This is a genomic window from Paenibacillus sp. cl6col (genome assembly GCF_900102125.1).
In the GTDB taxonomy this organism is placed as follows: Bacteria; Bacillota; Bacilli; order Paenibacillales; family Paenibacillaceae; genus Paenibacillus_B; species Paenibacillus_B suaedae.
This window is the reverse complement of sequence record NZ_FNAZ01000014.1, coordinates 32,057-52,001: the sequence shown is the minus strand read 5'-3', so window position 1 is coordinate 52,001 and position 19,945 is coordinate 32,057. Positions and strand designations below refer to the sequence as shown.

At 46.2% G+C, this 19,945-nt stretch carries 19 protein-coding genes and 1 riboswitch; of the genes, 7 read left to right on the top strand and 12 right to left on the bottom strand.

Translation table 11 applies throughout. The features are described from left to right. Positions 1 to 143: 143 nt before the first annotated feature. Positions 144 to 285: riboswitch (cyclic di-AMP (ydaO/yuaA leader) on the top strand. A 3-nt stretch (positions 286 to 288) separates the two neighbouring features. After that, the gene (locus tag BLS15_RS26155) at positions 289 to 768 is read left to right on the top strand and encodes a C40 family peptidase (RefSeq protein WP_021253457.1); all 480 of its coding nucleotides are present in this window, start codon (positions 289 to 291) and stop codon (positions 766 to 768) included. A 305-nt stretch (positions 769 to 1,073) separates the two neighbouring features. On the opposite strand, the gene BLS15_RS26150 is transcribed toward BLS15_RS26155, so the two are convergent. The 5 genes from BLS15_RS26150 to BLS15_RS26130 form a co-directional block, all read right to left on the bottom strand. After that, positions 1,074 to 1,586 carry a hypothetical protein gene (locus tag BLS15_RS26150; protein WP_021253458.1) on the bottom strand — a complete coding sequence of 171 codons (513 nt, stop codon included), beginning with the start codon at positions 1,584 to 1,586 and terminating at the stop codon, positions 1,074 to 1,076. A 180-nt stretch (positions 1,587 to 1,766) separates the two neighbouring features. Further along, on the bottom strand, positions 1,767 to 2,372 hold the full coding sequence (locus BLS15_RS26145; RefSeq protein WP_021253459.1) for a response regulator transcription factor: 606 nt from the start codon (positions 2,370 to 2,372) through the stop codon (positions 1,767 to 1,769). Continuing rightward, on the bottom strand, positions 2,369 to 3,550 hold the full coding sequence (locus tag BLS15_RS26140) for a sensor histidine kinase (protein ID WP_021253460.1): 1,182 nt from the start codon (positions 3,548 to 3,550) through the stop codon (positions 2,369 to 2,371). Before BLS15_RS26140 ends, BLS15_RS26145 begins: the two co-directional genes overlap by 4 nt. Then, positions 3,551 to 4,285, bottom strand: coding sequence for an ABC transporter permease (locus BLS15_RS26135; RefSeq protein WP_021253461.1), 735 nt, complete (start codon positions 4,283 to 4,285; stop codon positions 3,551 to 3,553). Between the two features lie 69 nt (positions 4,286 to 4,354). Beyond that, on the bottom strand, positions 4,355 to 5,269 hold the full coding sequence (locus BLS15_RS26130) for an ABC transporter ATP-binding protein (RefSeq protein WP_028532425.1): 915 nt from the start codon (positions 5,267 to 5,269) through the stop codon (positions 4,355 to 4,357). Positions 5,270 to 5,649: 380 nt separating this feature from the next. Between BLS15_RS26130 and BLS15_RS26125 the strand changes: the two genes are divergently transcribed. The 3 genes from BLS15_RS26125 to BLS15_RS26115 all read left to right on the top strand — a co-directional run bounded on the left by BLS15_RS26125 (position 5,650) and on the right by BLS15_RS26115 (position 8,820). Continuing rightward, a complete protein-coding gene (locus BLS15_RS26125; RefSeq protein WP_090514516.1) occupies positions 5,650 to 7,014 on the top strand; it encodes an ABC transporter substrate-binding protein in 1,365 nt (454 codons plus the stop codon). Between the two features lie 95 nt (positions 7,015 to 7,109). Beyond that, positions 7,110 to 7,694, top strand: a complete 585-nt coding sequence (locus BLS15_RS26120) for an RNA polymerase sigma factor (RefSeq protein WP_090514514.1) — start codon at positions 7,110 to 7,112, stop codon at positions 7,692 to 7,694. Then, positions 7,675 to 8,820: a DUF4179 domain-containing protein gene (locus BLS15_RS26115; RefSeq protein ID WP_021253465.1), complete on the top strand. Its 1,146-nt coding sequence runs from the start codon at positions 7,675 to 7,677 to the stop codon at positions 8,818 to 8,820. Before BLS15_RS26120 ends, BLS15_RS26115 begins: the two co-directional genes overlap by 20 nt. A 49-nt stretch (positions 8,821 to 8,869) precedes the next feature. On the opposite strand, the gene BLS15_RS26110 is transcribed toward BLS15_RS26115, so the two are convergent. Beyond that, on the bottom strand, positions 8,870 to 9,616 hold the full coding sequence (locus BLS15_RS26110) for a YggS family pyridoxal phosphate-dependent enzyme (RefSeq protein ID WP_021253466.1): 747 nt from the start codon (positions 9,614 to 9,616) through the stop codon (positions 8,870 to 8,872). Positions 9,617 to 9,875: 259 nt separating this feature from the next. Here BLS15_RS26110 and BLS15_RS26105 point away from each other — a divergent pair, with 259 nt between their 5' ends. Together BLS15_RS26105 and BLS15_RS26100 are read left to right on the top strand one after the other, a co-directional pair. Further along, positions 9,876 to 10,166, top strand: coding sequence for an ArsR/SmtB family transcription factor (locus BLS15_RS26105; protein ID WP_021253467.1), 291 nt, complete (start codon positions 9,876 to 9,878; stop codon positions 10,164 to 10,166). Further along, positions 10,163 to 12,643, top strand: a complete 2,481-nt coding sequence (locus BLS15_RS26100) for a DsrE/DsrF/DrsH-like family protein (RefSeq protein WP_090514512.1) — start codon at positions 10,163 to 10,165, stop codon at positions 12,641 to 12,643. Before BLS15_RS26105 ends, BLS15_RS26100 begins: the two co-directional genes overlap by 4 nt. 281 nt (positions 12,644 to 12,924) lie before the next feature. On the opposite strand, the gene BLS15_RS26095 is transcribed toward BLS15_RS26100, so the two are convergent. The 5 genes from BLS15_RS26095 to BLS15_RS26075 all read right to left on the bottom strand — a co-directional run bounded on the left by BLS15_RS26095 (position 12,925) and on the right by BLS15_RS26075 (position 18,723). After that, positions 12,925 to 15,033: a M56 family metallopeptidase gene (locus BLS15_RS26095; protein ID WP_090514509.1), complete on the bottom strand. Its 2,109-nt coding sequence runs from the start codon at positions 15,031 to 15,033 to the stop codon at positions 12,925 to 12,927. Beyond that, entirely contained in the window at positions 15,033 to 15,443 is a 411-nt protein-coding gene (locus BLS15_RS26090) for a BlaI/MecI/CopY family transcriptional regulator (RefSeq protein ID WP_021253470.1), read from the bottom strand. Before BLS15_RS26090 ends, BLS15_RS26095 begins: the two co-directional genes overlap by 1 nt. A 510-nt stretch (positions 15,444 to 15,953) precedes the next feature. After that, positions 15,954 to 16,505: a GNAT family N-acetyltransferase gene (locus BLS15_RS26085; protein WP_021253471.1), complete on the bottom strand. Its 552-nt coding sequence runs from the start codon at positions 16,503 to 16,505 to the stop codon at positions 15,954 to 15,956. A 64-nt stretch (positions 16,506 to 16,569) separates the two neighbouring features. Further along, positions 16,570 to 18,009: an alpha/beta hydrolase family protein gene (locus tag BLS15_RS26080; RefSeq protein WP_021253472.1), complete on the bottom strand. Its 1,440-nt coding sequence runs from the start codon at positions 18,007 to 18,009 to the stop codon at positions 16,570 to 16,572. Positions 18,010 to 18,135: 126 nt separating this feature from the next. Next, positions 18,136 to 18,723, bottom strand: a complete 588-nt coding sequence (locus BLS15_RS26075) for an NAD(P)H-dependent oxidoreductase (RefSeq protein WP_021253473.1) — start codon at positions 18,721 to 18,723, stop codon at positions 18,136 to 18,138. Between the two features lie 124 nt (positions 18,724 to 18,847). Here BLS15_RS26075 and BLS15_RS26070 point away from each other — a divergent pair, with 124 nt between their 5' ends. Continuing rightward, positions 18,848 to 19,285 (top strand): MarR family winged helix-turn-helix transcriptional regulator, encoded by a 438-nt coding sequence (locus BLS15_RS26070; protein WP_021253474.1) that lies wholly within the window; start codon positions 18,848 to 18,850, stop codon positions 19,283 to 19,285. A gap of 106 nt (positions 19,286 to 19,391) precedes the next feature. Here the strand turns inward: BLS15_RS26070 and BLS15_RS26065 are convergent, their stop codons facing one another. After that, the gene (locus BLS15_RS26065) at positions 19,392 to 19,808 is read right to left on the bottom strand and encodes an NUDIX hydrolase (protein WP_090514506.1); all 417 of its coding nucleotides are present in this window, start codon (positions 19,806 to 19,808) and stop codon (positions 19,392 to 19,394) included. Between the last annotated feature and the right edge of the window lie 137 nt (positions 19,809 to 19,945).

Genomic DNA, 19,945 nt, shown 5'->3' with positions numbered 1-19,945 from the left:
TTTTTTTCGTGTCAAGGACAAAAAATATTTGTCAAAGGAATTTCCGTCTGTTACAATAAATCTAGATTTATTACAACTTTGTCATGAAAGCGGCACTAACTCTTGCAAAATTGTTACTATCGCACGCAGCAATACATATTCCAAAAACCAGAATGCCGAGTTTCCGGGCGGACCGGAAAGCGGGGGAACCAGTTTTTACGGGTGAATTGATCTTGTAACACAGGGATCATAGGGGTCCTTCAACCGAACCCTCCAGCTAACCTCGCAGGCACGGAAGGAGCTTTCCCTTTGAAGAAGAAGCTAGTGACAGCGGTGCTCGGACTGAGCGTTCTGTTTACTTCGTTCAGTGCAGGCAGCACATTCGCAGCATCCAAAATGGACAACACGATTGAAGGTTTGCTTGGCATTTCGTACAAGTATGGTGGTACAACAACGAAAGGCTTTGACTGCTCCGGATTTACGAAGTACGTGTTCGACAAGTTCGAAATTGATCTTCCTCGCACATCTTCGTCGCAATTTGACGCTGGTGAGAAAGTTAGCAAAGACGAGCTTCGTCCAGGAGACCTGGTCTTCTTTGACACAAGCGGCGGCAACGGTGTATCGCATGTCGGCATTTACGTAGGCGACAACAAATTTGCACACGCTTCGACAAGCAAGGGTACGCGCATCGACAGCCTTAGCATGGACTACTACGAGAAGCGCTATGTAGGTGCACGTCGTGTAATGAGCGAGAATGACTTCTCGTCTATCGCTACTGAAAATCAATAATATCAATAGTTTGATTGTTTACTGCACTCTTATAATGATATGAACGACTACATAACCCGATGAGAAGCGCTACGCGCCTTTTCGTCGGGTTGTTTCATGTTACCCTCATTATCCGCGCAAATCCAACTTCTTTATCCTATGCATCTCTGCATGTCAACGATTCGTGCTTTTATCTATCTTTACGAAATATTTCTTTTTCGGTTTCAACCATTCTCATCGCCATTAACGACACAAGGACATGCGCTTGTACGCATGTCCCAATATCTTGTCTGGATATTCACTATTTTTGCATAGACGCTTCTGATTTACTTGACTGACCCATTCGATTCTTGGAATTTCGCCTTAATCTCTTCTGGTGTGAGCCCATCCGCCTCCGCTCGATGCTTTTCTTCCTCGTGCTGAAGCTGAGTCTGACGATCCTCGACATGCTTCCCATTAATGTGATGTTTCTCGTGGAACAGTCGTCCTTTTATGCCTAATTTCTCGCGTAATTCCTGGTGAATTTGCTTGTTGGTCTTGCCTTCTGTCGAAATTCCGTGTTTCTTAGCTAGCAATTGAAGCTTCTTCTCGCGCAGCTGCTTCATTTCTGCACGAAGCTCCTTCATTTGTGCCTGTACTTGTTCTAATTGCTTATCCGTCTCCGTGCTCTGCTGATTCGGCTGTACAGCCTGAGATGAAGTGACCACTCGTACAGCAGCTTGCTCCCTGCTCTTATCTGTTGCAGCATCTAGCGCAGTTCTGCTTTGCGCTGCTGCAGGTGAAGCCATCAAGAGAAGCATTAGGCACGTCCACGCTGCTACGGTTGAATTGCGTTTCATAGGTTCCACCTCCTTATGTAAGGGATGGCTATAGTATGTTCGTAATTCCTGAAATGAAACTGAAAATAAGCTAAATATTCACTTAGAGAGAATGAAGCACTTACCCATTTATATTCTGGATGCTAATTGAGCCGACAATTCTCCATCAAGTATCTTCTGCATATATTCCAGCAGCAGTTCTTAATCCAGCCAGCCCTTCTCCCTGGCAGTTCGAATCGCCTCAATGCGCGTACCCGCTCCTACTTTGCTAATCGCATCCGACATATAGTTGCGCACCGTTCCATAGGATAAGAACAATTTGGCGCTAATATCCTGCATGGACAGTCCATTCTCAGCAAGCAACAGCACTTCCTTCTCCCTCGGGGACAACGGACAAGGGTCTTCCCACGCAGCCAACGTTAATTCGGGACTCATCACCCGCTTGCCTGCATATACCTGGCGAATGGCATCTGACAACTCGTCGCTTGGGCTGTCCTTGAGTAAATAACCGCCTACACTGGATGTCATTGCACGCTGGAGATAGCCTGAGCGAGCAAAGGTCGTCAGCATAATAATCCGACAGTCCAGCCCCTTCTTCTTGACTGCATCCGCGACATCCAGCCCCGTCATAAGCGGCATCTCAATATCCAATACCGCGATATCCGGCTGAAGTTCCTCTATAAGCGACAGCGCTACACTGCCATTCTCGGCCTGTCCAATCACTTCGATATCATCCTCAAGCGACAACAAGGTGGCGAGTGCACTTCGCAGCATCTGTTGGTCCTCTCCTAATATCACTCGAATCATGATGTACCTTTCCCCTTCCCATCGCGGATTACACGCGGAATGACTAACGATAATACCGTTCCCTTGTGGGCACCAGACTCTATAGCAAGCGTCCCGTCCACAAGCTGAAGCCGCTGTTTCAGTCCGGCCATGCCTGTCCCACTTGATTGCTTAAGCTGGTGCTCATCAATTCCGATGCCATCATCTGCAATCTCCAATCGAACCCTTGCCTCTTCCACCTCAACCCGAACCGAGCAATGCTTCGCCCGGCTGTGCCTGACGACATTCGTTAAGGTCTCCCGGAAGCACATGGCGAGAATCGTCTCCTGCAATGCTGATAATGGCAATCGGTCCACAATGCTTGGAGCTGCTGCTGAAGGGCTAATTCCCTCGCTGCGTTCCTGAAATTCCAGCTCAATTCCTGCGGCAGCGCATAGCTGCCTTCCATGCTCATATTCCTCTGCAAGCTTGACAATCTTCATTTCAGTTACGAGTTGGCGCATCTGCTTCAACGCCGCACGCGATGTTTCTTGAATCTCCCTTGCTTCAGCGATGGCCCGCTCTGGATTCCGTGTAATAAGCTTCTCTGTCACTTCACTCTTAAGCGTGATCAAGGACAACGTGTGTCCAAGTGTATCATGCAATTCGCGTGCAATGCGCTGGCGCTCTTCCTGCTGGGCCATCCGCTCGAGCTGTGAGGTCGCTGCCTGCAATCGTTCCGCCATCTGCTTGTATTGCCCAGCGGCACGCATGATGAATGGCATGACGAGCACACCGAATAATGGAGGAAGCAGCAGGGTATGCAGGGAAGACCATACGGCTACCGTATCCAAGCGTTGAGACAATCCGATTAAGATACCTACCGCCATGACGGCAGCTGTTCCTAAAATAATGGAGGTCTTCTGCCTGCTTATCATCTGCGCGATCATGAACACCATATAAGCATACATAGGGTGATAGAAAAGGATGAATACGAGAATAATTACAGCCTGAGCAGCCAACCACAGCAATGCCTGCTTCTCGTGCCGATACTGCAGCCAAAATGCGATCACTAGAAACAGAAGCAGCGTGAACCCCACCAATAGCTTGGTCGGAGTCTCACGCAGCAGGAAAAAGATGGGGACGCATAAGTTGACGAGGGAGATGTAAGGCTCCGCTCCCTCTTTTTCGGGAAATAATCTCTTCTTGACTACGTTCACTTACATCGCTTCCCGTCTGTTAAAGATATAACTCGATATTACCATGAAGATCATGCCACAGCCCAGAAGAATTACCCAATCCAGCAGGGCAGGACTTCCCCCAGCGAGCATATTCCATGCACCATGTGCATAGCGGTAGGATGGCAGCCATTCTCCAATAACTTGCATCCAGCTTGGCAATGTCTTCAGCGGCATCCACAAGCCTCCCATGATGGCAAATCCCATGAGCAAAATGTTCGCGACCGCAATGGAGGCATCCGCGCTCTTCATCGTTCCTAAAATAGAGCCGATCGCCAGGAATGGAATGCTTCCAAGCCACAGCCACAATCCGCATGTCACCCATTGTACAGCCGTCAGCTCAATGTGATAGGCAAAGTAGGCAGCAGGGAAAATGATGAGAATGACAAGCAAATGAACCAACATATGCGATACGATCTTAGCGCCAATCCATACCGACGGAGATAGTGGTGTCAGGCGAAGCAGACGTGTCCATCCATCACGACGCTCGTAAGCAAGGCGAATACCGAACTGACTCATTGCTGTGCCGATCAAGCTGAATGCTGTCATCGACATAAGTGAGAAGGCGCCATAGGTGGTCGATTCAATAGACTTCGATGCGCCATTTAAACTAGCGAATAAGAAATAAAAAGCGATTGGCATGACAAGTGAGAACAACAAGAAGAATGGACTGCGCATAATTCGTAAACTTTCTGCTTTGATTTGTGCTTGTAACATCGATCAATTCCCCCTATATATGATGATTTAAGGCACCCTCTGCCTCTATCGTTTATTTTCAGGCTTCAACTATATGCTTGCTTGAGTACGTGCAGCTTCATGAGATTTTGTTATTGATCGGAAAGCATCCTCAAGCTTAGCGGATTGGATATCAATATCGCTGACTCCCCAACCAGATTGCAAGAGTGCGGACAACACTTCGTCTGTACTGCGGACGTGAAGACGAATCCGACCTGATGCACGTTCGACCTTTACGACTCCCGGAAGCTGCATTAACGCTTCGTCCTGCTGTTCGACTTGAAGACGGAAGGACACTGTCCGCAGTGCCGTCTGTGCCTTGAGCTCCTGTGAGGTTCCGCTGGCCGCTACTGTACCTGCCGCAATAATCGCGATATGATCCGCCACTGCATCTGCTTCCTCCAAGTCATGCGTCGTAAGCACAACCGTCCGCCCATCGTTCGACAGAGCGCGAACCGTATCCCAGAAGCGACCACGCGCCTCCACATCCATGCCAACCGTCGGCTCATCAAGCAGGACAAGCTCTGGATTTCCAGCTAAGCTCTGCGCGAAGGCCAATCTGCGCCGTTGTCCACCGGATAACGATGTTGCGCGCCGCTTCGCTTCTCCGTGCAGACCTGATAAGTCAAGCAGTCTGGACAGTGGAAGTGGGTTGCGATAGTAGCTGCGGAACAGATTCAATACCTCTGCAACATTCAAGCCATCAGGAGCTTTCACATCCTGCATGAGCGCCCCTACTCTGTGGCGCAGTTCCCGTGTGCCTGCGGGCTGGCCAAGCACCTTAATCTCTCCTGATGTCGGCTTCTGCAACCCGAGGATCATGGAAATCGTCGTTGTCTTACCCGCTCCGTTCGGACCGAGCAGCGCGCTGATCTGTCCACGCTCGAAGCGAAGATTAATATTGTTCACGGCGCGAAAGCTGCCGAATTGCTTTATAAGGTTGGTACATTCGATTGCGTATGTCATCTATAATCATCCTTTGTCATTAAATTAGGAACCGTATGTGGTTCTATGATGCGGTCATTGTGTTGCGTGCAGCTTTCGGCTAACCAGTTAATCTTTCGAGATATGCTGCACGATGCTGTGCTGCTCAATTTCTGTTGCCCGTTGCCGTATCGCTTATGTTTGTATTGTACGGCAGGCACGCTTGAGCCAGTTAGTGTACGATGTCACCAACTGCATATGACAAATGTCAGGAATGAGGTGGCAATATTCGAATTGCTGCGAGCCTCGTTTTCCTCAAGGCCACTTTTTAAAGTCAACCATTTATCCTGTGCCATAATTTTTGCAGCCCCGTCACAAAACGGCATGTCTGTCCGTTGTATAGGCAGAAAAGGAGAGATAGCATGAAAAAGATGTGGAAGCTAGGAAATGCACTGATACTGATCATTCCTTTGCTAGGTGGTTGCTACGGGGAACAACAACAAAATGAGAACTTGGAAAGTGAAAAAATCAAAGTCATGTACCATGATGAACCGTCGTTCTATAACGATTACGGGAATCTCTTCAAGATGAAGAACCCAAAAATCGAATTCGATGTCATTAGCATGAATAACGTGCTCGCAAATCGCGAGCAAAATGGCGCTTGGGACGATCATGCAGAATTGAAAAAATTAATTGAGACATACAAACCTGATGTGCTGCTGCTAAACGAGAATTTGTTCGAAGATTATGCGCGGCAGGAACGGCTGTACGACATCGAAACTATGATTGCGAAGGACAAATTCGATATTGACGCAATTTCTCCCGGACTTATCGAAATGATTAGAGGGAAAGGAGATGGCAAGTTATACGGATTAGCTCCATCTTTTTATGCGGATGTCCTATATTTCAACCGCGATTTGTTCAAGCAGCATCATATTGATATGCCGACGAACAAGATGACCTGGAAGCAATTGTTTGAACTGTCGAGAAGATTCATCAACACGGGCACTGGCGAAAAGAAAATAGTTGGATTATATCAGGACTACGGTGTGGAGCAGATGTTACAGGAGATCGCGTCTTCCTCCGGGTTACGATTACTCGATGCAAAGGCAGACAGGCTGCTTATCAACTCAGACGGTTGGAAAGAAGCAATCAAACTCGTAACAAATGCCGTACGCGATAAATTTATCTACCTACAGGCTTCAAATCAAAATAGCGAGGAGATGGCCGAAACCTTTTATAGAGGTCAGGCTACGATGACAATCAATGGGCCTTGGCTTGCAAAAGAATTGAAAGCACGAGCTCTCTTCGACAGTGCATCGAAATCGTTCGAATGGGATATCGCCACAATGCCTGTTGACCCTTCCTCCCCAGATGAATCGGCAAATGTACATGTCTCGGAAATTTATGCGGTATCCGAAGACTCACCAAATAAGCAGGCGGCATGGGAGTTCGTCAAGTTCGTAAATAGCGCGGACATGGTTTCGGCCGCTTCACGGACGGCAAATGGAAAATTGCCCGCACGCTCTGGTGTGCTCAAAGATATTGAAGGCAAAAGCACGGAACCTTTCTATCTGCTTACGCCCAAAACAACGCCTTCTTTTGAGGAATCTCTAGGCAGTACAGCCGCTTCTAAAGAGTTCAATCAATTATTCCAACCTGTCTTATCAGAGGAACTGCAAGCGATTATTGATGATAAGCAGACCGTCGAGGATGCGATAGCCGTGTTGGAAGTGAAGGGACAAGAAGCACTGCAAAAAGCAAAAAGCAAAAAAGCCGAAAAATAATGTACTGAAAAAGTGCTCTTATCACCCGAAAGTGAAGTTATACAATAAAAAGGTGTTATTAAGCCGGGCTGTATGAAAGGAGGATCCATACGGCTATGCCATCCAGCTCAGAATATCAAACTGTTGGGACTTTAGAACATGCCATTGCTCAAGTCAAGTGCGGAGATAAAGAAGCCTACACCTTTATCATCCATCGATTTCAGAAACAAATTTATTTATATTGCTACTATTTGTTGGGCAGCAAGGAAGAAGCCGAGGACGCTGTTCAGGACATATTTATTAAAGGCTTTCAACGTATACACCTTTTCGAGCCTCAGGTATCTTTTTCAGCCTGGATATATAAGATCGCCTACAATCATTGCTTGGATATTTTGAACCGTAGAAGCAGGCTCCGAAAAATACTGTTCCTGCTGAAACGAGATCAAATCAATGATCAAGAACTTCCGTATGAAGATCTGGTTTATCAATTGCTAGACAAGCTTTCTGCAGAAGAGCGGCATATTTTGTTGTTAAGGGCCGTGGAAGAATATAGCTTCGATGAAATTAGCGAGATTATGGATTTAAAGCCATCGACAATTCGCAAAAAATATGAACGTTTGCGAAAAAAGCTGCTTCGCTATCAAGCCAATCCATTCACAGAGGAAGGAGGTCTTCATAAGCATGTCATCAAGCCATCGTAACGGTGTAGATAGCGAACAATTAGAGGCATGGATTCGCCAGACGCCGACAAATCCTGATTTTACGGGGCAAATTATGAGCCGATTGGACACTGGGTCTCTATTTGTTGATGCCTCACGTACAACACGTCGTAGTACAGCAGTTCGTTCCATTGTCACATCGATTGCTGCAGCAGCCGCTGCATTCGTCTTATTAATAGGGGGCTCCTTTCTGTCTCCCACGGTAGCCGAGTCAATGAGACATGTGCCGGGCGTGAGCAGTCTTTTTCGTTTTGCGGGAGATTTAGGTCTGCAGGCGGCCGACGAAAAAGGACTTGTCACCTCATCTGAGCAGAGCCTAACCCATCATGGTCTGACACTTTCGATTCCGGTAGCAGCCTATGACGGAGTACGAGTGGCAGTTGGTATTGAACGATCGAGCCTATCAGGGTTGCAGGAGAGCAGTAGCCGCAATACCTTGATGGAATCTTTGAGTGATATCCAACTCCTTATTGATGGAAAAAGTATTGCCGATTATGCATACAACCAGCACTCGGTTGGCATCATTACTGTCCCAGGGGAAAATGAAAATTCGGCAATCCTTATGTTCTCTGATATGCGAAATCAAGAAGGAATATCCTTGCCCGACAAGTTCGATTTAACGGTAAAGCTTACCGTGTCAGACATACAGGAGCCCTATCAAATGACGATTCCCGTTTCCATGCAATCAAATGATTCAGTCGTCATGAAGCCAAACATTTCGAAATCTAGCAGTCCATTCACCATCAAGTACAATAAAATAGAATTGACGCCGATTACGACGAGTCTTGCTGCAAGGCTGGAAATATCGAAAGACGATCCGCTTACGGCCAACGATCTACCGTTTGGATTCGAAATCTACGATAATAAGGGGCGCACAGTCAAATTGCTAAACGGTTCAGGACTACATGAGGATAACGGGAAAACGATCCTGTTCAATTTGCTTTATCAGCCTTACGACCCTATTCCTACGTCTATTACGATCAAACCTTATATAAGTCTTATCAACGAGCATGATAAATCCCAATTCAAGCTTGGAGCAGACGGCCAACCACTCATCAAATATATCCCCGAGCTCGAAGTTACATTACCCGTTGAAACTCCAAAATAGAAAAGGAGAGAGCCCCACTGCTCTCTCCTTCCATCCTTATTTCATCCATTTATTCCGGTTTCGCGTTCTCATTCCAATAATGATTATCTGGATAAATACGCTTGCCGAAAATTGCCGACCCAACCCGCACCAGTGTCGAGCCCTCCTCGATTGCCGTCTCGAAGTCTCCGGACATCCCCATCGACATAACTTCCATGCTGACATTCGGCAATGCAAGCTCCTCTGCTTCACGACGGATATTTTGCAGCAGCTTGAAGCATTTGCGCACCTTGTCTTGATCGTCAGTGAACAGCCCAATTGTCATGAGCCCCTTAATGCGGAGCGTGTCCAACTTGGCTACCTCTTGAATTAATGCGAGTGCATCCTCTGGGGCAGCACCGAACTTGCTATCCTCATACGACGTATTCACTTGGATAAGGATATCCATCGTGCGGCCTTCCTTTTGCAGCCGCTCATGGAGTGCCGTAGCCAGCTTCATGCGGTCAACAGATTGAACGCATGTTGCGAATTTGAGCACATCCTTGACCTTGTTTGTTTGCAAATGGCCGATAAAGTGGAAGTCTAGCGACGGATTAGCCGAGGTAAGCGGCTCCCGCTTCTGCAGCCCTTCCTGCACTTTATTTTCCCCAATTAAGTTCTCCCCTGCATCTAATGCCATCTGAATTCGTTCAACCGGAACTGTCTTCGTAACGAGCATCAGCTTCACTTCCTCGGGATTGCGCCCACTGCGCTTGCATGCCTGCTCGATACGCTCACGGATCACTCGTATGTTATGTTCAATATCGTTTAATTGCATCGTTATCACCACATTATTTTAGTATTTATGTCCATTCTAGCATACCTGTTCGGGTAAGGCTGTCACCTTCTGCACAATATAACGCTGAATCCGGCACCTCCCTTTCCATTTATTAGTTTCAACTTCTTGTGTTGATTTTATTTCCCTTATATATTAATATCGTAATATAACGATATAACGATTTATTAAGTGTATGAGTTCATGTACAAAATGAACCATTCCATCTTTTCACTTTCCTATAAATCAAAGGAGACATGATATGAATAACGACTATGAACGTTTTAATGATACTGCCGAGCTGTTAAAAGCTCTGGCACATCCTGTTCGCCTCTGTATCGTGAAGGGGCTGCTGGATAAGGGAAGCTGCAATGTATCCTTCATGCAGGACTGCCTAGGCTTGCCGCAATCGACGGTATCCCAACACCTACAGAAGCTGCGCAGCATGGGCATTGTAACCACACATCGCAACGGCCTAGAAGTGAACTATCGGGTAGAGAACGAGAAGGTAAAACAGCTCGTTGAAGCTTTTTTCGGGGAGGAGACATCATGAGCAAAAAGGTACTGATCGTTGGAGGAGTAGCTGGAGGGGCTTCTGCCGCAGCACGTCTGCGCAGACTGGATGAAGATGCCCACATCGTCATGTTCGAGAGGGATGCTTATGTATCGTTCGCCAACTGCGGGCTTCCCTACTATATCGGAGATACAATTCAAGATCGCAACAAGCTGTTCGTGCAAACACCAGAAGCTATGCACCGCCGATTCAATATCGATGTGCGCGTGCACAGCGAGGTCATCAGCATTGATACACAAGCGAAAAAGGTACGGGTACGCAGCAAAGAGAAAGGGGAATATGAGGAGTCGTATGATTCACTGATTCTGTCCCCTGGTGCGAAGCCGGTACGTCCGTCTCTTCCTGGTATTGAGAGCGAGCGCATTTATACGCTTCGCAACATTCCGGATACGGATCGCGTGAAGACGCGCGTGATGGAAGATGGCACCCACTCTGCTGTCGTCATCGGCGGCGGATTCATCGGGGTGGAGATGGCCGAGAATTTGCGCGAAATTGGGCTGGATGTCACGTTGGTAGAGGCTGGACCAGCAATTCTTGCTCCATTTGACACAGAAATGGCTGGAATTCTGTCTAAGGAGATGGAACAGCACGGTACATCTCTCATTGTAAATGACCGCGTTCAATCGTTCCGTGATACGAACGGCGGAATTGAAACGCAGCTGGCCAGCGGCAAAGTGCTCACAAGCGACATGGTCATTCTCGCAATCGGGGTAGCACCTGATACGGGCTTTATTCGAGACAGTGGCATTGAGCTGGGGCCACGAGGTCACATCATCGTGAATGATTATTTGCAGACTAATGTAGAAGACGTTTATGCCGTAGGAGACGCTGTTGAGGTTGTCGACTTCGTCAATGGGACGAAGACAGCGATCCCGCTTGCAGGGCCAGCCAACAAGCAAGGGCGTATCGCAGCAGACAATGTGAGCGGAATTGGCACTGCCTATAAAGGCTCGCAAGGAACATCTATCCTGAAGGTGTTCGGATTAACGGGTGCTGCAACAGGGAATAACGAAAAAACATTGCAACGATTAGGTTTGCCGTACAAGGTAACTTATGTGCATCCAAATTCCCATGCCGGGTACTATCCAGGTGCCAAGCCAATGACAATAAAGCTGATCTTTAATGAGGAAGGCAACGTACTAGGCAGCCAGATTGTCGGTTATGACGGTGTGGACAAACGGATGGACGTCATTGCTACGGTTATACGCTTAGGCGGCACCGTCACCGATCTTACGGAGCTTGAATTGTCCTATGCACCACCGTATTCTTCCGCTAAAGATCCCGTGAACATGGCCGGGTATACTGCCGACAATATATGGACAGGAGCTGTGAACGCGTTTACGCCTGCCGATCTGGAACAGCGCGACCCACAAGCTACGATGCTTGTTGACGTGCGTACGGATATGGAGCATCAGAACGGTCATATTCCTAACTCCCTGTCTATTCCTGTAGATGAACTAAGAAGCCGTCTGAATGAGCTCGATCGGGAGAAAGAAATATGGGTCTACTGCCAAGTTGGTTTGCGCGGTTATACGGCGTCACGCATCCTAAGTCAGCATGGCTTCAAGGTGAAAAACTTAACGGGTGGATATAAGACATACCAGCATGCACAATATACCCCCGGACAGGTTACGCCGCCTGCCAGGCCTGACCAGGACACGTCTGGGAATCCGGTAAAAGAAAGCAATGAACAGAAAGATACACAGTACTCCTTCGATCGTACCCTGGACGCATGTGGTTTATGCTGCCCAGGGCCGCTCATGCAAGTGAAGCAGCATATGGATTTGCTGCAGGAAGGTCAAGTGCTGAAAGTAAATGCATCTGATCCCGGCTTCTATGAGGATATCCAAGCTTGGGTGGGCATGAGCAAGCAGGAGCTGCTGCATGTGCAGAAACACACGGATGGGACGATTGAAGCCCATATACGCAAGCTGCCGCCTACCTCCGCGGAGGATTTGCAACAGGCAGACAATCGCAGTGTATCATCGGATCGCAGTACCATGATCGTGTTCAGCGGCGATCTCGATAAAGCAATCGCCTCCTTCATTATTGCGAACGGAGCTGCTGCTTCGGGAAAGAAAGTGACTCTGTTCTTCACCTTCTGGGGTCTGAATATTTTGCGCAAGCCGAACAAGGTTCCCGTCAACAAGAGCTTCATCGGCAAAATGTTCGGTGCGATGATGCCACGAGGAAGCAAGAAGCTGGGCTTGTCGAAGATGAACATGATGGGTATCGGACCGAAAATGATTCGCTCAGTGATGAACAATAACAATGTATCTTCACTAGAAGAGTTGATTGAATCTGCGATCCAGCAGGGTGTCGAAATCGTTGCCTGCCAGATGTCGATGGACGTCATGGGCATTGCCCATGAGGAGCTTATCGACGGCGTTACCATCGGCGGCGTAGGCTACTATTTAGGCAAGGCTGATCAATCAGGCATTAATTTGTTTATTTAATATATCAATCAGAGCAATCAAATCGATAGGAAAACTCCAACTAAAGGAGGCTGCAGATCAACGATCTGCAGCCTTTTTACTTACTCTTCAGTTCCCTTTTCCCCATTTTCCAGCCACTCTATTTTAATGCTTCTTTGGTTTACACCCAAACCAGAAATCACCGGGTATTACCCCGAAGTCCATAAGTCAAGAGATACCTAGGTATTCACTATCTATGTTGATTCTGGCGGAAAACAGATGGCAGGCAATTTATTTTTTCTGCATTTTGGTATCTATAGCGTTTAATACCCCCCGCTTGCAGCTCTACTTCCAGACATCAGGTATACCACGTTTTTGTCGGCATCCAATGCAGCCCTCACTATCGTTGCTTCTGCCTTGGCGCCTTTGTCGTCCTTGTCGTACTTGAAGAAGCAGTAATCCCCAAATAAGTTATCCCTCTTCACTTCATATCCCGTAATGTCTATATTGAACAACTTTTTTGCCATCGGAGCAATCACTTCTTTTGCTTCTTTTACCGGAATCTCTTTGTCTGTCTTCACCTTTTCTGTCGTTTTATGAATTACATTAAGTACCTTGCCCGACTCTGCTTCTATCTCAACTAAAACACCGTTGCCTTCCAGTTCCCACTTAGATAGATTGATGTTGTTTTTAAAGTCAAATTCGCCAGGAATAAGTTTAGCTTCTGTAAAATTAAACTCTTGATCTAAAGCCGTTTTCACCGCGTCTGCTGCTGTTTTTAGCAATTTCCCTTCAATTTCTTGCGCCTCAACTTTAATCATGTATCCCATAGACTCTAGTTCCGACGATCCTTTGGATTTAACTAGAAGGACTTCAAAGTCTTTGCCCTTAAACGTATACCATACTTCCCCATTAAAATCAGCCTTCTTATCATCATACACTCGTATCGCTTTCACTTCATTTCCAAAAGCATATGTTTTTTTGGGATATCTCTTCTTTAGCTCTTGAATGGCCTTCTCCTGATCCTTTTTACTGATTTTATTGATTGGGACTAATCCAGAAACCGACCATACTTCACCTGTTTTAGTGCTATATTGGATTTTATATTTTCCGTCTACTGATTTAACCTCTGCATTCACTTTGTTTGAATCAATTATCATCTCGCCAACATCCTGCAACTTTATATCTTTCCCTGCAAATTGCTTTACCACTTTATTCAGCTTTTCTTTCATCGTCTTGTCGATTTGAACTTCCTTCTTATCCGATTTCTGCTGCTCTTGTACAACCGCAGCAACGGGTGCGCTCGCTGCGTTGCTTTCCTTAGCATTAACCAATGTCACACTACCAAGCGCGAGAATCATTCCGATCCCCAGAATGGACAAGCGATAAGATTTTTTGTTGAATTGTTTGATCATCATAAGTCTCCTTTTCATTTCTTTATGTGTCGAGGACAAGCCGGCAAGCCCCGGCTGATGATGGCTGCCTGAAACATGCTCCAGTACATGAATAATGGTTTGTCCGTATGCTCTATTTTGCTGCGGATCCATCCGATCCAAGACGCATGCATCGCAAGCCATCTCCTGGGCCTGCCTTGCTTTATGTGCAGCAAGCCATATCAATGGATTGAACCAGTGGAGAATCAGGATGACGTGTATCACCCAATTCACTATCACATCCCGCCGCTGAATATGTGCGAACTCATGCGCCAGAATATATTGAAGCTGCTCCTTCTGTAGCGTGACGAGCAGACTTGGAGCAATAACGATCGCAGGTTTATGAAAACCGACTACGGCAGGTCCAGGAATCCGTTCCGATGCGACAAATCGTACGTTACGATTTATGCCCAATCGCTGCTTTGTCTCTTGAAACACGCCCGATAAAAAAGGCGTATCGATGACTCGGCCTGCACGCAGCGCCCGCTTTAATCGAAGCTGGTCGTATACCGTTTTCGCAGCAAGAAACAATCCCCCCGCAAGCCATACCAGCATAAGCCCATTGATAAACCCAAGTTGCTTGATCCGGTTCCACCAGAAACCGCGCCCCTGCACGGTCTCCGATTCATGGGATAGAGCAGGCATTTCCGAAGTTCCACCTGTTTCCGGCTGTACATATCGCTCACCATGCACCGCCACTTTACCTGCTCTCCCCGCGTCCCTCAAAACTTGGGGATCATGGGTCATCTGATGAATTCCAGGCGCTACATCCTTCAGAGAGAACACATTGTACAGGCTAAGCGAAGATTCCGGCGCCCAAGGAAGCAGCAGACGAATCGCCACAGGCAGCCAAATCAAATATTTCCATCTTGCTTCTAGCTTGTTTTTTAATAAAAATTGCAGGGTCAGGATTAGTAGAACCAGGATACCGGCCATAAATGATCCGCGAATCAACCAGCCAAAAAACGATAACAAGCTTGCATGTAATGTTGGGCCCATCAGCTATTTCTCTTTTCCGGCCCGCCGTCTATACAGCTTTCATCAAATAAAGCCTTCAGATCCTCAATTTCCTGCGCATTTAGCTTTTTATCGTCTAAAAAATTGGCCAGCATGGGCTTTAATGCACCGCCATATAACCTTTTTATAAAGGATCTGGTTTCAAACCGTAAGAATTCCTGCTCGCTAATAATGGGGTAGAATAGCTGGTTGCGCTTCGAACCCTTTTCCATCTTCGTACCAGCAGCTTCCTTCTGCACCAGCCGACTGAGGAATGTCCGAGTCGTATTCGGGCTCCAGCCCATTTTCTCTGCCATCAGCTTTACGACTTCGCCGGAAGGGCAATCCGGAATATCCCATAATACTCGCATAATTTCTAGCTCTGCATCCGTAATCGATGGTATTTGCTTCATGCATGTAACCTCCAAAGTCAATTTAATCAGACTACGTATGTAGTTGGAAAACAATGCTAGACTTGTAGTTTGATAAAATCCGAAGAAATGGAGATGCCGTGTTCGTATATACCACCTCCCTACCAGTATTAGTTTTTGGGTAAGCATGCGCTGAGTGCTCATCGTTAAAGGTGTAAAGATTTCTTCTCTGCCACTAGATCAACGATGAACAGCACTGCTGTTGAATGGCTACTTTTAATATTACGTTCTTTATATAGCACCCCCTTATGGTTATCATTAAAACTACAATTGTAGTCATGTATATACTACAGTTGTAGTTATATGTTTGTCAATACCTTTGTTACGAAAATAACCCATCTTGCTATGCCTATTTGAAAGCGGGCTAAAGCTCAATTTGTTTCGGTTGCACAAAATACACAACATCAAAGAGCCATAGAGTGCTGCCTTCCACAGGCGGACATTCTATGGCTTTCCTATTTATCTTGAATTGCATCTATTCAGTGACCAAGTTCATTCCTGCATCGCATCGTATTCACTGCGCACTAAGCCAAAAATGAGTTCATCATGATATTGCCCCTTCGTAAATATCATCTCCCGAAGTCGCCCTTCCTGTAGGAACCCTAGGCGCTTGTGCAGCGCAATTGATGCCTCGTTGTACGCATATACATGCGCAATCACCTTGTGATAACGCAGCTCTTCGAAATAGTAACGGAGCAATACCTGAATTGCATCCGATGCATAGCCCTTACGCCAATGTTCTCGGAAGATCGATACGCCGTACTTGAATGTGCCGTTCCGCTTATCCACGCCATGCGTGTTCATTCCGCCCACCATTTCACCCGCAATCGTCTCAATGGCAAACCGAAATTGATCACTTTCCGGCACTGCAGCTGCCCGCTGGTCCGTCCATATTCGCGCACCCTCTTCGGATCTTGGAAAATGAACCTCATCGCATAATCGGGCAGTTTCCGTATCATAGTCATTGTTGTGGAACTTCTCCCAATCGCTTGGGACTATAGCGCGCAATCTAACCTTCCGTCCTTCCCAAATATGAAATACCATTTCGCTCCCCCTCATGGAAATTACTTCTCCATCATCTTGTTCATACATACCGCTTTAGTTGTTCTTAGCCTCTCTCCAGTGAAAATTCCGGATTGTCACCAAGATTTTGTTCCATCTTCTCGAAAGGTTGCCCCTTTAAGTAATGGTTAAAGAAATCAAGCGAGTATTCGTTAATGAGGCGATGTACAGGGCGTAAATTTACCCCTTCAGCCTTCTCGAGTAGAGGCGATAGCAGATAGAAGTCGCAGAAGGCTAAATGATCCATGTTTTTAATTTTCATCCAGTAGTTTCCTCCCTCTGCAACATGCTTATATCGTTCAAATATGTCACCGAAGTACTTGTATAAAGCTTTTCTCGTTGTACCTTGGGCAGCTGCTAACTGGTTTGCACCGGCAAGCGTTCTATCCGCACTCATCATCAACAACGGCTTCTTCACCCCGCCTTCCGGAATCCGGAGCTGACCAAATAAGCCGCCGTCCAAATTAATAGCTGCCTTAATTCTTGCGTCTGACATCAGCATTTGAACACTGGTTGCTCCACCGTAGGAATGACCGAACATACCGACGTTCTTCAAATCCATTCTTCCTGTAAAGCGATGGTCTGGATCGCCCTGTGCCAGCTTCTCCACTTGATTGACTACAAATTTGGCATCCTCCACCCATACCTTGTTCAGTTCATCCAAGTGCTCAACTGACGGATCCTGGGGAATAAAATTCGCAACGCGGCCATCATCGAACACCGATGTAATGCTATTATACGTGTGATCAATACCCACAACGATATACCCATAACTGACCAATTGTTCGATCTGGAAGGTGTTATGGCTCTTATGCCCACCCATTCCATGAGAAAACAGCAGTACTGGGTAAGCAGCTTCTTTACCGGATATCTCGGCATTTTCGATCGCATGTGTCTTGACGAATTTCATGCTTGTAAAAAACATTTTAGGCATATCGAAAGTTTGGCTGTACGCATTTACAAACACATCCGGATTAGATACATAAGGTGCGGTTTTTCCCTGTGCGCTCGAACTAACTGGATACCAAATTTGCACCATCAGTTCGCGCTTGTCACCCTTTTCTGGGGTAAGTGTTTCTTCACGCCGCTCATCCTTCCAATCATACGTTACTGTCCCAATCTTATACGGACCTGTAGGTTCTTCGAATGTGAACACCGGGAACAAGAGAGGCAGAAACACAGTGATAAGGGAATATAGCACTGCCAGCATAGCCACAAGAATTTGCTGAACTATGGACTTCTTTCCCTTCACTTCCTTCGATCTGAACAGATATCGTGCTGCAAGGATACAGATCGGCAGAAACGTTATCACATAGGCCGGAACCATCTCCCAACGCAGTCCCTCGATGAGTCCATGCAGCAGCACGAATATGGAAGATATGATGAAACTAATGAACAGCATTTGCTTTGTTTTGCTCCTTGCAAGTAGCAGCCAACCAAGCAATAAAACATGAATGACGACTAACAGCAGTTCAAACGATCTCATAAGAATTGCACCCTCCCCATTTATGGCTTACAGCGGTGAATTTCAACATTAGATCCGTCTGTAAGGAGACATTCAAAACTTATAATTTATTCGTCATCCTCAACAATATGAACCCTGCTCAGGTGTTTAATGATACATAAATTTGAAATAATTGTAAATATTAATTAATTTTCTGTCGTGCTTGCCCTTCGGACTTTCCATGTTCCCGAATTCAAAGAACTTCACTTTTTTGATACCTACATACTGAAACAAGGCCCTTTTCATCAACACTTTATGCACATTGCGATAAAAGAAAAATGGATACAGGGTAGGACCCTTCATTGTAGATATACAAACAACCGATTTCCCTTTCAGCAGCCCTTCAGGCAGCAAGCCTCCGTTGTCTCGATAGGCGAAGTCAGAAGCAAATAACTGATCAATGTAGCCGAGCAGCATCGCAGGCGGACGCAGCCACCAGATCGGATACACAAACACCAACTTATCTGCCCAGCGTATCTGCTCACGATACTTCTCCAGGGTCGGATCGAGGTGCATATCTCTCCTCCGCTTCGTCTTGTGGAACACAAGTACTGGATCGAAGTCCTCTTCATATAAATCAAGAACCTGAATTTCTTCCACGTTCTTATTCTCTGTACACCCTTGTATGATTTGTTGTAAAAAGGCGTAACTCAAACTACTATGATTCGGATGCGTATATACGATTAACACCTTCATCTTCCCACCGCCATTTAGTTATCATTTGATAACTAAAAGATACCAACCCACCTATATAGTTGTCAAATGATAATTGTTTATTGATAATTGATTTGTTATCGTGTTCTGGTAAGAGGTGATTTTTGTGGACAAGAAAGCTCTGTTTCATCAATTCGTGAGCTTTACAACCTCCGTGCACGAAGTGACGCATGAATTAACGAGGGACATTAAGCCAGAGGATATTACACCCGTTCAATATCGTATTTTGGAATATATCGCGGTCAGCCAACCTGTTACCTTAAGCCAAATTAGCGATTGCATGCACATGTCTATGCCAAATACGAGCCGGGAACTGAGGAAATTAACGGAAAAGCATCTATGTGAAAAACTGGAGTCCACGGATGATAGACGCAAGCAAATGATCCAACTCTCGGAAACTGGACAAGCTATGATGGAAGAGGCCTTTGGGCGGATTAGCGAGCGTTTCTTCGAGCGAATTAAGAATTCCTCAGAAGAAGACTTGAAGGACATACAGCGGGCATTAGAGCTTCTCCAATCCCATGTGTTCGATGTAAAGAGGTAAGTCACAGCACAGCTTTTGTGAAAAGGAGTAAATACAAACTTGGTTTCTAGTATAGAAAAAGACGAAGGAACACGCCCATGTAGCGTCTGCCTTCGTCTTTTCCTTTTCAATCACCTAGAATCGTATCCTTGTACATATTCACCTGCTCGATCATATGACCGATATTGCCTTCTCCTGCATACAAGGTCATGTCGAAGAAATCGTGGGTCAGCTCCGACCAGTACAATTCATTCTCATCGCCATGAATCGCGACGTCATGCTTCAACTTGCCCACATAGACTTCCACATAACATTTTTGATAGTGGTACGTGAAGTCCATCAGGTGGTGCAGCGTGATATCCCCTTTGGAAATGCTCGTTTCTTCCGCCAGCTCTCGATAAGCACTTTCGATTCCTGCTTCACCAGCCTCTATTTTACCGCCGACTAGATTACTTAGTCCTTTGTACGGTTCTTTTAATCGTTTGCACATCAATAATTTGTCGAGTTCTTTATTGTAAACCATGATGACATTATAGCCCTGCATCTCTTCATCTCCCGATTCACAATTAACAAAAAATGGGTCCCGAAAAGTATCGAGACCCTATTCAACATCATAGCAAACCGGTCATTATAAGTCTATATTTTTTTGGGTTTTCGTGTAAAATTCTCCTCTGTAAGATG